Origin of the sequence: Streptomyces griseiscabiei, from assembly GCF_020010925.1 — a bacterium.
GTDB lineage: Bacteria > Actinomycetota > Actinomycetes > Streptomycetales > Streptomycetaceae > Streptomyces > Streptomyces griseiscabiei.
On the sequence record NZ_JAGJBZ010000001.1, the window covers coordinates 3,424,755 to 3,436,655 of the forward strand.

Sequence of the window (11,901 nt, forward strand, 5' to 3'; positions counted from 1 at the left end):
CAGGCCACCCACGTTCCGCCCCTCGTCCGCTCTCGTCCCGGCGCCCACGTACGCCCCCGGAGGGATCCCCTTGCCGAGCAAGAGAACCGCGCGCATCGGCGCGCTGACCGTCGCCACCATCTGCTCCACCGTGTCCGCCGTGGTCCTGACCTCGCCCGCAGAGGCGGACTCCATCCGCATCCACGACATCCAGGGCACCACCCGGACGTCCCCGCTCGTCGGCCAGCAGGTCGCCGGGGTGCAGGGCATCGTCACCGGCGTGCGCACCTACGGTTCGCGCGGCTTCTGGATCCAGGACCCCCAGGCGGACACCAACCCCGCCACGAGCGAGGGTGTCTTCGTCTTCACCAGCTCCCGGCCGACGGTCTCGGTGGGCGACGCGGTGACGGTCGCGGGCACGGTCGGCGAGTTCATACCGGGCGGCACTTCGTCCGGAAACCAGTCTGTGACGCAGATCTCCCGCCCGACGATCACGGTCGTCTCCACGGGCAACGCCGTCCCGGCCGCGACCGTCATCGACCACAAGTCCGTGCCGAAGAAGTACGCCCCGGTCGGTGACCCGGCCGCCGCCGGCTCGGTCAACGGCCTCACGCTCGCCCCGGACACGTACGCCCTGGACTACTACGAGTCCCTGGAGGGCATGAACGTCCAGGTCGCCGACACCCGCGTGGTCGGCGCCACCGACCCGTTCACCGAGCTGTGGGTCACGGTGAAGCCCCGGGAGAACGACAGCCGCCGCGGCGGCACGGTCTACGACTCCTACACCTCGCAGAACACCGGCCGGATCCAGATCCAGTCCCTCGGCGCGGTCGCCGACTTCCCGAAGGCGAACGTCGGCGACACCCTGGAGGGCACCACGGCCGGTCCGCTGGACTACAACCAGTTCGGCGGCTACACCCTCGTCGCCAACCAGCTCGGCACCCTGAAGCAGGGCGGTCTGGAGCGCGAGACGACCCAGAAGCAGGAGCGCGGCGAGCTGGCCGTGGCGACCTACAACGTCGAGAACCTGGACCCCTCGGACGCCTCCTTCGCGGACCACGCGGCGGCGATCGTGCACAACCTGCAGTCGCCCGACATCGTGGCCCTGGAGGAGATCCAGGACAACAACGGCGCCACCAACGACGGTACGGTCGCCGCCGACCGGACGGTGAAGAAGCTGATCGACGCGATCACGGCGGCGGGCGGCCCGGCGTACGACTGGCGCTCCATCGACCCGGTGAACCTCGCGGACGGCGGTGAGCCCGGCGGCAACATCCGCCAGGTCTTCCTGTTCAACCCCGAGCGGGTCTCCTTCACCGACCGTGCGGGCGGCGACGCCACGACGGCCGTCGGCGTGACGCAGGAGGACGGCGAGGCCCGGCTGACGGTCTCCCCCGGCCGTGTCGACCCGGCGAACGCCGCCTGGACGAACAGCCGCAAGCCGCTGGTCGGCGAATTCTCCTTCCGCGGCAAGTCCGTCTTCGTGATCGCGAACCACTTCGCGTCCAAGGGCGGCGACCAGGCGCTGCACTCGGAGTTCCAGCCGCCGAAGCGCTCCTCGGAGACCCAGCGCCACCTCCAGGCGACCGCCGTGAACGGCTTCGTGAAGCAGATCCTCGCGAAGGACAAGAAGGCGGCCGTCATCGCCCTCGGCGACATCAACGACTTCGAGTTCTCCGACACCACGGAGCTGCTGGAGGACGGCGGCGCCCTGTGGTCGGCGGTCAAGTCGCTGCCGAAGTACGAGCGCTACTCGTACGTCTTCCAGGGCAACACCCAGGTCCTCGACCAGATCCTGGTCAGCCGGTCGATCCGGCGCGCCGACGGATTCGCGTACGACAGTGTGCACACGAACGCGGAGTTCAACGACCAGATCAGCGACCACGACCCGCAGGTGCTGCGCTTCGAGCCGTAGCCGAAGCCGAAGCCGAAGCCGCTGCCCCTGCCGTCAGCGGCGACGACGGTCGTTCTCAGGGCTGGCTGAACACCCCGTTCAGCCAGCCCTGCCACGCGTTCTCGTCGGCCTTCGCGTCGGCGCCCGGCGCGAAGTCGTGGACGCTCATGCCGACGCGGTGGCCCCAGTGGTTGCGGCCGAAGAAGCGGAGGAGGGCGTCGTCGGTGCGCAGACCGATGAAGTACGGGTTCCGGTAGTCGACGACGGCGTCGAGGAGCCGCCCGTCGGGGCCCTCGGCCTGGACGCGGGCCCCGGCGGCGGTGTCGTCCGCGAGGCCGAGCGCCCGCCCGACGACGGTGAGCGCGTCGGCGCCGCCGGCCGTCTCGGGCCCGTCGAAGGTGGCGAACGCGGTGACCGTACGGCCCGCGAAGCGCGTCAGATACTGGCGCAGGGTGTGCAGATAGAACTCGGTGTGCTTGGCGGCGCCGTCGTACTGGTTGTCCCAGTCGTCGACGAAGACACCACTGTGCACGTACCGCACCCAGGCCCGTCGGCCGTCGTCGCGCGGCTCGATCGTGTAGTCGAGCTGGTTGGCGGTCTGCTCGGAGATCCCCTCGACGTCCTCGACGCGGTTGCTGTACCGGTGGGGCGGCTCCCAGGCGATGACCTCGGAGCCGAACGGCCCTCTGCCGCCGATCCTCGGCTCGGGCGTCTCCATCGGCCACAGCCACCCACCGGTCCCGGCGGTGACCGCCTCCCACACCTCCTCGGGCGTGGCATCGACCTCGAACTCCCGGGCGATCTCGAATTCCTTGGGCATGACGTTCTCCTCAACGGGTCTTACTGAGCGGGTGGTTCCGGCTGCACCGGGAGGGCGGACGGGTCGGGCTCGTCGGCGGGCCGCGGCTTGAGTGTCGGGTGGACGGCCACGACGATCCGGTGACCCCGGCCGCCCTGGGTGTCGGGGGCGTCGTACTTGCGGACGAGCGCGCTCACCCCGGCCGTCAGCTCCTGGACGAACGCGGCCCGGTCGGCGGCCGAGGCGAAGGTGACCTCGCCGTCGAGCGCGTAGGTCGCGAGGCGCTTGCGGGCCTTGGCCGCGCCGGTGATCAGCGATCCGACGTCCCGGACCAGCCGGGCCCCGAGCGCCAGCAGCCACCGCGCGGAGAGCTGGTCACGGAAACGGTCCGGATCCGGCTGCACGGCGGCGAGCGCGAGCGGTGAGATCACATACGACGCGGCGGTGGCGCGCATCAGCCGCTCGGTGACATTGCCCTTGCGGCGCTCCCCCGCCAGCTCGACCAGGCCGTGCTTCTCCAGCGCCTTCAGGTGGTAGTTCACCTTCTGCCTCGGCAGCCCGACCTTCCCGGCCAGCATGGCCGCGGACGCGGGCCCGGCCGCCAGCTCGGCGAGCAGCCGGGCGCGTATGGGGTCCAGCGAGACCGCCGCTGCCTCGGGGTCCTCGATCACGGTGACGTCCAACATGACTCCACCGTCTCACCGAAAACTTTTTTTGTCCAGACGGTTCTAGTTTTCGGTGGTGGCCGGCACCGGCACCAGAACGGCACCGACACCGACACCGGGAGTCGACCGGTGAACGGGACAGCCGCCGACCTCAGCCGGGGACCAGGCCGAGGGCGTACTCGTACCGCTTGACCGAGCCGGTCTTCAGCAGGCCGGGCCAGGTCTGTACGCGCTCCCAGAGCGGCGAGGGCGAGCCGATGCCGGCACCGGGTGCGGCCAGGGCGTCGATGTGATGGCGGGCGGTCTCCCACTCGGCGTAGTTGAGGACGCGGGTGCCGTCGGTGCTGAGGTGGAAGTGGGCGGAGATGCCGCCGGCGCGCGCGTCCGGCTCGGCGGCGAGCGCCTCCTCCACGGCATCCACCCAGGCCCGCTGCCGCGCCGGGTCCGGCCCGTCGAACTCGACATCGACGATCACCACACACCCCGGCACGCGCACGGCCCGTCCCTCGCCGCCCGTGATGCCGCGGTACCACCGATACCGTTCGAGCCCCACCCGCTCGATCCCGGGGACGGCGGTGTCGACGGCGTCGTTGCGCTCCTGCCGATGCGTCTTGACGAAGGCCTCGTACGCCTGTTCGTCGGCCCACTGCGAATGGTGCAGCAGACCGGAGCCGTCCTCGGCGGTGTAGACGAAGTACCCCGACAGCCCCGCCGTCGGCCACGGCCGCCGCTCCCAGGTGTCGGCGATGGCCTCGACGGTCCGGCGTTGCCGCTCGGGGGTGCCCACCTCCCAGGTGCTGAAGAAGGACGCCCCGACATCGGGGCGGTCGAGGACGGGGTGGAGGTCCGTACGACGGGTCATGCCGCTCTCCCATGATCGGTAGTCGGTAGCCGGCAGTCGGTAGCCGGCAGTCGGTGATCGGTGCCGACACCGACCACCCTCCAACCTCAACCAAGATTCAGGTCAAGTGGGCGGTTCACGGGCCGAATCGGGGAGACCCGCCCGGTCATGGACGAGAAGCGGCCGGAGGCCGGACGGGTGGGCGGGGAACCGGAGACCGAGCGGGCGCCTGGCGCGGACAGCCCCGCCGGACTGCCGAGGCGTTCGTGGTGGGCGGTGGTGCGGCGCACGGCCAAGGAGTTCCAGGACGACGAACTCGCCGACCGGGCGGCCGCGTTGACGTACTACGGCGTCCTGTCGATGTTCCCCGCGCTGCTGGTGCTGGTGTCGACGCTCGGCGTCGTGGGACAGCGCGCGACCGACAGGATCCTGGACAACATCGGCGACCTGGCCCCGGGCCCCGCGCGGGACATCCTGCGGGACGCGGTCGTCCAGCTGGGCCAGAGCGGCGGGACGGGCGGGGTGCTGGCGATCGCCGGCCTGCTGGCGGCGGTGTGGTCGGCCTCGGGATATGTGGCCGCGTTCATCCGTACGTCCAACGCGGTGTACGACCTGCCGGAGGGCCGCCCGGTGTGGAAGCTGACGCCGCTGCGGATCGCCCTGACCCTGGTGCTGATGGTGATGCTGGCGGTGAGCGCGCTGATCGTCGTCTTCACGGGCCCGCTGGCCGAGCGCGCGGGCACCACGATCGGGCTCGGCGACGCGGCGATCGCGGTGTGGGACATCGTCAAGTGGCCCGTGCTGCTGGTGCTGGTGACGCTGATGATCGCGCTGCTGTACTGGGCCGCGCCCAACGTCCGCGGCCGGGGCTTCCGCCGGGTCAGCCCCGGCGGGGTCCTCGCCACCCTCGTCTGGCTGGCCGCGTCCGCCGGTTTCGCCGTCTACGCGGCCAACTTCGGCTCCTACAACAAGACCTACGGCACCCTCGCCGGAGCCGTCGTCTTCCTCGTCTGGCTCTGGCTCACCAACCTGGCCATCCTCCTGGGCCTCGAATTCGACGCGGAACTCTCCCGGGAACGCGCCATCACCGAGGGCCACGCCCCCACGGACGAGCCCTACGCCGAACCCCGGGACACCCGCACCTGGCCACCTCACCTGCAGGCCCTCCACGAGGCCCACGCGCGCACCACGAACACCCGCACCACCACGAACGGCGACTCGGGCTCGGCGGACAAGGACTGAGACCCGGCTGCGCCCCGGCGAACGCCTCGCGTCCGTGGCCGTCTCGCGTCCGTGGCCGTCTCGCGTCCGTGGTGGTCCGAGGCCGTCAGTGGTAGTGGCGCCAGAGGAGCACCCCGGCCGTGGCCGCCACGGCGACACCCGCGCCGCCGACGACGACCGCCTCCCGGGGCACGCGTTCCCACGCCGAGTGCATCCTCGCCTTCACATCGGCCTTGGCGGCCAGTTCCTCGACCGTGTCGCCGAGCTGGGCCCGGGTCGCCTCGATCTGCCGACGGAGTTCGTCGGGGCCCTTGGCGCCCACGCCACCGTTCGATCGGCTCGTCCTGCCGGATGCGTGCGTCATCGCCCGGCCCTCCCCTTGATCTCGTCCATGTCCGCCTTGACGCTGTCGAGCGCCAGCTCCGGCCTGGGCGGGGTCGCCCTCCGCAGCTGCCCGCGTCCCACCATCGCCAGCACCGCCGCGATCACGAACAGCACGGCCATCACGACGAGGGCTGCCGCCCACACGTCCAGCACCAGGGAGAGCGCCGCGGCCCCGGCCCCGGCCAGCGTCATGAACCCCACGTACGCGACCGCGCCGGCCGCGCCCAGGAGCCCTCCGCCGCGCCCCGCGCGCCGCCCCTTCTCGGCCAGCTCCTGCTTCGCGAGCGCGACCTCCTGTCGTACGAGCAGGGAGAGCTGTTCGGTGGCCTGCCCGACCAGCTCGCCCACGGAGTGGTGGTCGTGTTCGCCCGGCCCCGGACGCGCGGTTTGCGCGGAGCGCGCGGACCGCAGGGAGCGCGCGATCCGCTGGGGCCTGGTCTCGGTCGTACTGGTCGCCATGTCCCGCCTCCTCCACCTGTAGGAAGGCCCGAGTACCCGGCCCGGCTCCCGCTACCCCCACATCATCGTAGAAACGCTTCCCTATATCCCGTAGCAGAATTAAGTGGAGCTTCACAGTGGCCGCCCCGAGACTACCCCCATGACCACCACTCACCACGCCCACCGCACGCACCGCACCCACCGCCCCACTCCCTTCGGCCGTGCCCTCTGCGCGATGGTCACGCCCTTCACCGCGTCCGGGGCGCTCGACCTCGACGGGGCCCAGCGGCTGGCCGACCGGCTGGTGACGGAGGGGTGCGACGGTCTTGTGCTCTCCGGTACGACGGGCGAGTCACCGACGACGACGGACACGGAGAAGGCGGAGCTGATCCGCGCGGTGCGCGCGGCGGTCGGCGACCGGGCGGTGATCGTGGCCGGGGTGGGCACCGCCGACACCCGGCACACCGTGGAACTGGCGCTGGCCGCCGAGAAGGCGGGCGCGGACGGCCTCCTGGCGGTCACGCCGTACTACAGCAGGCCCCCGCAGGACGCGGTCGAGGCGCACTTCCGCGACCTCGCCGACGCCTCGGGGCTGCCGCTCGCCCTGTACGACATCCCCGGCCGCACCGGCACCCGCATCGAACCCGAGACGATGATCCGGCTGGCGGCCCACCCCCGGATCGTGGCGGTGAAGGACTGCGCGTACGACCTCCTCGGCACCCAGCGGGTGCTGGCCGAGACGGAGCTGGCGTACTACACGGGCTGCGACGAGTACGCCCTCGCGCTGTACGCGCTCGGCGGGTCCGGCTTCATCGGCACGGTCGCGAACGCGGCGCCGGGCCCCTTCCGGGCGGTCCTCGACGCCTTCGACGCGGGGGACACCGCCGGGGCGGCCCGCCTCCAGCGCCGGACGATCCCGCTCACCGGGCTGATGATGTCCTCGGGTCTGCCCGGCACCGTCACGGCGAAGGCGCTCCTGAACCGCCTCGGCCTCCCCGCCGGCCCGGTCCGCGCACCGCTGCGGCCCGCCGGTCAGGAGGTGACCGACGGGCTGCTGGCTGCGTACGAGGAACTGGTCAGCTCCAGCGTTCGGTGAACACCGGGATCCAGCGGCCGGGGTAGTCGGCGGACGCCTTGCGGAAGCCGCTGAGCTGGACGACCTTGTCGCTGCCGACGGTGAGAAGGATGAGCTGGTTGCGGAACTCGCCCTTGCCGCTGCACCTCTTGGGGTCGCAGCCCCAGGCGATGACCCGCTCGTCGTCCGCCCAGGCCAGGAGTTGCTGACCCGGTACCGTCGTGACCCTCTTACCGGTGCCCGCGTCGACGATCTCGGAGGAGATCTCTTCCCCGTCCCCGGCGAACTCGCCCCCGATCAGCTTCCCGTCGGGCGACAGACCGGCCTCCGCGTAGCTCACGTACTTCTCGGACGCGGGTACGCCGATCTTGTCGCCGTTCAGGTCGTAGTACTGCCGGTACGGCTTCTCCCCGGTGCGCGAGAAGACGGACCGGCCGTCGTGGCTCCATTCCACGTCGTCCCGGCTGTTGTAGACGTAGCCCCACTCGTCCTTCCACTGCGGTGCCTTGTGCCAGGTCGCCTCACCCGAGTCCACGTCCACGACGGAGAACCCCGTACGGCTGGGCACGGGGCCCGGTACCTCCTTGCCGTTGACGTTCTGCGGATGGTCGGCGAAGTCGCGATCGGGGTTCTTGGAGTAGGTGGTCGCGACCAGCTTGGTGCCGTCCGGGGAGAATTCGACCGACGCGACGCCGTGGTCCACGGGGATCCAGCGGTCCACCTTGCCTGTGATCATGTCGAGCAGCCCGATCCGCCTGGCGGGCAGTTCACCCTCCAGCACGGCGGCGGTGCGCATACCGGGTGCGACGTCCAGGAACGCCCACCTGGTCTTGCGGTATTCGGCCGTCTTCTGGTCGAGAAGGCCGTACACGCGGGTGTTGACGATGTCGCCGCCCGGCTGCTTGACCGCCTTGCGCACATAGAACGCGGAGAGCGCGGTGTCCCCCGCCGCGATCATGTTCCTCGGCGGCGACTGGTCGGGGTGACCGATGATGTCGCTCCTGTTCATCTCGCTGGCGGGACGCACCTCGTCCCCGCCACCGGTCAGCAGGGGCACACCCACCGCGACGGCCACGACCGCGGCCGTGGCGGCGGCGGTGCCCGCGAGCGTACGGCTGCGGCGCCGACGCCGTACGGTCAGCACCCGGTCGGCGAAATCCCGGGCCAGGGGCGGCTGTTCGGCGGCCTGCTCCCGCAGGGAGGCACGCACCAGTTCATCGACGTTCACGGACGCACCTCCACGGGCGACAAGTCACGGGACGGCTCCTGCTCGGCCGCCGCGGGCCCGAGCGCGGCCAGTTCGGGCGCGAGTTCGCGCAGCCGGGCGAGCGAGCGGTGGGTGGTGGACCGGACGGTCCCGACGGAGCACCCGAGGATCCGGGCCACCTCGCCCTCGGGCAGGTCCTCGAAGTACCGCAGCACCAGCACGGTCCGCTGCCGGTCGGTGAGCCGGGCCAGCGCCCCGCGCATCACGAGCCGCAGCTCGACCCCCGCGGCACCGTCCGCGGCACCGGCGCTCTCGGGCGGCTCGGCGACGGTCAGCTCGCGGCGCCGCCACTTCAGCCGCCACCGGCTGACCTGCTGCCGGTAGAGGATCCGCCGTACGTACGCCTCGGGCTCGTCGATCCGCTGCCAGCGCCCGGCGGCCTTGATCAGCGCGTTCTGCAGCAGGTCCTCGGCGGCGTGCCGGTCGCCGCCGCTCAGCAGCACGGCCGTCCTCAGCAGGGCCGACGACCGCCCGGCCACGAATTCCCGGAAACTCTCCTGCCCCGCGGCATCCATCGTCACCTTCTCTTCTCCGGCGGACTCCGTGTCCCGCCCCTGTGTTCCCTGTGACGCGCGGACCGGCCCGCGGCTATGCCGTCCCGCCGATAACGGTCCGGAAAACGGTCGGGGCCCGCACGCGCGTGCAGCGCGTGCGGGCCCCGTTCGGCGGACCCGGAGGTCAGCCCCAGCGGTACCCGTCACCGAACAGCAGGGTGTGCTCCAGCACGTCCTCCATCGGGTCGTCGACCTGACCGACGTTGACGAGCCCGATCCGGGGACCGTTGTGCGAGGCCCTGTTGGTCTCGTCGGCGTGCGCGGCTCCCGCCGCCACCCCGCACAGCAGCACCGTGGCCAGCCCTGCCACGGCCGCTCGCGCCACGGTCCTCGCCCGGTCGTTCCTCATGCCTCGGTCCCTCATCTCATCGGTTCGGCCACTGATAGGACACTGCGTCCGACAGTTCATCTGCCTGCACCACGAGGAGGTCACGCCGAGCAACCCTTATGGGGTGTGCCGGTGGTCAGTTGTGGCTGTGCAGGATCTCGTTGAGGCCGCCCCAGACCGCGTTGTTCGGGCGGGCCTCGACCGTGCCGGTGACCGAGTTGCGGCGGAAGAGGATGTTCGAGGCGCCGGAGAGGTCGCGGGCCTTGACGACCTGGCCGTCGGGCATGGTGACACGGGTGCCGGCGGTGACGTAGAGGCCGGCCTCGACGACGCACTCGTCGCCCAGCGCGATGCCGACGCCCGCCTCGGCGCCGATCAGGCAGCGCTCGCCGATGGAGATGATGACGTTGCCGCCGCCGGAGAGCGTGCCCATGGTGGAGGCGCCGCCGCCGATGTCCGAGCCGTCGCCGACGACGACACCGGCGGAGATCCGGCCCTCGACCATCGACGTGCCGAGAGTGCCCGCGTTGAAGTTGACGAAGCCCTCGTGCATGACCGTGGTGCCCTCGGCGAGGTGCGCGCCGAGGCGGACCCGGTCGGCGTCGGCGATCCGGACGCCCTTGGGGGCCACGTAGTCCGTCATGCGCGGGAACTTGTCGATCGAGGTGACCTGGAGGTGCAGGCCCTCGGCGCGGGCGTTGAGGCGGACCTTCTCGATGTCGTCGACGGCGACCGGGCCGAGCGAGGTCCAGGCGACGTTGGCGAGGAGGCCGAAGACGCCGTCCAGGCTCTGGCCGTGCGGCTTCACCAGACGGTGGGAGAGCAGGTGCAGGCGCAGGTAGGCGTCGTGCGTGTCGATCGGCTTCTCGTCGAGCGAGGAGATGACCGTGCGGACCGCGACGACCTCGACGCCCCGGCGCGCGTCCTGACCGATCGCGGCGGTCGCGCCACCGCCCAGCAGCTCCGCGGCGCGCCCGGCGGTCAGCCGCTCGGTGCCGGAGGGGCCCGGCTCGGACTTGAGTTCGGGCGCGGGGAACCAGGTGTCGAGGACGGTGCCGTCGGCGGCGATCGTGGCGAGGCCGGCGGCCACGGCGCCGGTGGTACGAGGAGCAGTCGTATCGGTCATGAGGGCAACCTAACCGCCCGAAGCCGGTACGGGCCAACCCGCGCTGCGGGCGTCTCAGGTGCCGGGCACGATACGGACATACTGGGCCGGAGGACCCGCGCGGCGTCGCACACGCCGTCGTCATCTCCATCGCCGTCGTCATCGCCGCCGTGACGGACGACGACGGCCCGGTACCCGGCGGCGGCCTCGACCAGATGATCGACCGGCGTGAGACCGGCGTGAGACCGGACAGCGCGCCGGGCGCGCGAAGAACCCGCGGCGCTCCCGCCCGCCACCACCGCTCCCCTCCCCGGAGCGAGCCCCCTCACGGGATCACCCGGGCCAGCACCTCCCGTGTGTACTCCTCGTCGTACGGCGCCCCGGTGAGCAGGACCTGGAGGAAGATCCCGTCGAGCAGCGCGACGAGGGCGCGCGCGGTCACCGGGTCGGTGCGGCCGGCGAGGCAGTCGGCGAAGCCCCGGCCCCACTCGTCGGCGACGGGCCGCAGGGCGGGCCTGCGCAGCGCGGCGAGGTACAGCTCGTACTCGACCTCCAGGCCCGTACGGTCGCCGGCGAGCCAGTCGCCGCCGAGTGCGGCCAGTTCGGTGGCGAGGTCGGTGCCGGGGTCGCGCAGCGCCTCGCGCGCGGCGACGGTCCTCGCGAAGCCGTCGTTGGCCTGCCGCAGCGCGGCCACCATCAGATCGTCGAGGGTCTTGAAGTGGTACGTCGTCGAGCCGAGCGGTACGTCCGCCTCGGCGGCCACGCTCCGGTGGCTCAGCCCGGCGATGCCCTTGTCCCCCACGACCCGGATCGCGGCGTCGATGATCCGCTGCCGTCGCTCGGGGTCATAGCGCCGGGCCATCAGTGGGCGCCTCCCAGGTTCAGCACCACGACTCCCGCGATGATCAGCGCGATTCCGGCGACCTTGGAGACGCTCAGGCCCTCCCCGAAGAGCACCAGCCCGAGCGCGGCGACGGTCGCGGTGCCGACGCCGGCCCAGATCGCGTACGCCGTGCCGATCGACATCGTCTTGAGCGCCTGGGCGAGCAGGACGAAGGAGACGACGTACCCCACACCGGTGACCAGTGACGGCCACAGCCTGCTGAAGCCCTCGCTGTACTTCATGGCGGTGGTGGCGGCCACCTCGGCGGCTATGGCGCCGGCGAGCAACAGATATCCCATGTGTACGAGCGTACACATGATGCGTACGGCTGTACACATCACACGTGTGAGCACACATCGCGCGCACATCGTGCGGACAGGCCTGCTTATGGGCCGAATTGAGCCACACCGACCCTCAAGAGGCCCCCCTTTCGGGGCCGTTCCGTTATGGAAGCGCTCACTGAAAGGG

General features: G+C 71.5%; 13 protein-coding genes and 1 pseudogene. 3 read left to right on the forward strand and 11 right to left on the reverse strand.

Features of this window, described 5'->3' with window-relative positions; genetic code table 11:
- The first annotated feature begins 70 nt into the window (after positions 1 to 70).
- The gene (locus J8M51_RS14925) at positions 71 to 1,894 is read left to right on the forward strand and encodes an endonuclease/exonuclease/phosphatase family protein (RefSeq protein WP_086760700.1); all 1,824 of its coding nucleotides are present in this window, start codon (positions 71 to 73) and stop codon (positions 1,892 to 1,894) included.
- Between the two features lie 55 nt (positions 1,895 to 1,949).
- Here J8M51_RS14925 and J8M51_RS14930 read toward each other — a convergent pair whose 3' ends face one another.
- From J8M51_RS14930 to J8M51_RS14940, 3 genes are all read right to left on the reverse strand, one after another.
- Positions 1,950 to 2,693 carry an SRPBCC family protein gene (locus J8M51_RS14930; RefSeq protein ID WP_086760698.1) on the reverse strand — a complete coding sequence of 248 codons (744 nt, stop codon included), beginning with the start codon at positions 2,691 to 2,693 and terminating at the stop codon, positions 1,950 to 1,952.
- Positions 2,694 to 2,713: 20 nt separating this feature from the next.
- Positions 2,714 to 3,358, reverse strand: coding sequence for an ArsR/SmtB family transcription factor (locus J8M51_RS14935; RefSeq protein ID WP_086760696.1), 645 nt, complete (start codon positions 3,356 to 3,358; stop codon positions 2,714 to 2,716).
- A 130-nt stretch (positions 3,359 to 3,488) separates the two neighbouring features.
- Entirely contained in the window at positions 3,489 to 4,199 is a 711-nt protein-coding gene (locus tag J8M51_RS14940; RefSeq protein ID WP_086760694.1) for an antibiotic biosynthesis monooxygenase, read from the reverse strand.
- 147 nt (positions 4,200 to 4,346) lie between these two features.
- Between J8M51_RS14940 and J8M51_RS14945 the strand changes: the two genes are divergently transcribed.
- On the forward strand, positions 4,347 to 5,420 hold the full coding sequence (locus J8M51_RS14945) for a YihY/virulence factor BrkB family protein (RefSeq protein ID WP_086760692.1): 1,074 nt from the start codon (positions 4,347 to 4,349) through the stop codon (positions 5,418 to 5,420).
- A 193-nt stretch (positions 5,421 to 5,613) separates the two neighbouring features.
- Here the strand turns inward: J8M51_RS14945 and J8M51_RS46275 are convergent.
- Positions 5,614 to 5,763: pseudogene (locus J8M51_RS46275) on the reverse strand (DUF3618 domain-containing protein); the annotation flags it as partial.
- A complete protein-coding gene (locus J8M51_RS14955) occupies positions 5,760 to 6,242 on the reverse strand; it encodes a phage holin family protein (RefSeq protein ID WP_086760688.1) in 483 nt (160 codons plus the stop codon). The pseudogene J8M51_RS46275 and the gene J8M51_RS14955, both read right to left, overlap by 4 nt.
- Before the next feature lie 139 nt (positions 6,243 to 6,381).
- On the opposite strand from J8M51_RS14955, the gene dapA reads away from it, so the two are divergent.
- Positions 6,382 to 7,317 (forward strand): 4-hydroxy-tetrahydrodipicolinate synthase, encoded by a 936-nt coding sequence (gene dapA / locus J8M51_RS14960; protein ID WP_179203344.1) that lies wholly within the window; start codon positions 6,382 to 6,384, stop codon positions 7,315 to 7,317.
- On the opposite strand, the gene J8M51_RS14965 is transcribed toward dapA, so the two are convergent.
- From J8M51_RS14965 to J8M51_RS14990, 6 genes are all read right to left on the reverse strand, one after another.
- On the reverse strand, positions 7,298 to 8,524 hold the full coding sequence (locus tag J8M51_RS14965) for a hypothetical protein (RefSeq protein ID WP_086760684.1): 1,227 nt from the start codon (positions 8,522 to 8,524) through the stop codon (positions 7,298 to 7,300). The two genes, dapA and J8M51_RS14965, sit on opposite strands and share 20 nt — an antisense overlap.
- Positions 8,521 to 9,078, reverse strand: a complete 558-nt coding sequence (locus J8M51_RS14970) for a SigE family RNA polymerase sigma factor (protein WP_086760682.1) — start codon at positions 9,076 to 9,078, stop codon at positions 8,521 to 8,523. The genes J8M51_RS14965 and J8M51_RS14970 overlap by 4 nt, the downstream gene beginning before the upstream one ends.
- 163 nt (positions 9,079 to 9,241) lie before the next feature.
- Entirely contained in the window at positions 9,242 to 9,466 is a 225-nt protein-coding gene (locus J8M51_RS14975) for a hypothetical protein (protein ID WP_086760680.1), read from the reverse strand.
- Positions 9,467 to 9,581: 115 nt separating this feature from the next.
- Positions 9,582 to 10,571, reverse strand: coding sequence for a 2,3,4,5-tetrahydropyridine-2,6-dicarboxylate N-succinyltransferase (gene dapD, locus J8M51_RS14980; RefSeq protein WP_086760678.1), 990 nt, complete (start codon positions 10,569 to 10,571; stop codon positions 9,582 to 9,584).
- Between the two features lie 304 nt (positions 10,572 to 10,875).
- The gene (locus J8M51_RS14985) at positions 10,876 to 11,412 is read right to left on the reverse strand and encodes a TetR/AcrR family transcriptional regulator (RefSeq protein WP_086760676.1); all 537 of its coding nucleotides are present in this window, start codon (positions 11,410 to 11,412) and stop codon (positions 10,876 to 10,878) included.
- On the reverse strand, positions 11,412 to 11,732 hold the full coding sequence (locus tag J8M51_RS14990) for a DMT family transporter (protein WP_086760674.1): 321 nt from the start codon (positions 11,730 to 11,732) through the stop codon (positions 11,412 to 11,414). The genes J8M51_RS14985 and J8M51_RS14990 overlap by 1 nt, the downstream gene beginning before the upstream one ends.
- Positions 11,733 to 11,901 lie beyond the last annotated feature (169 nt).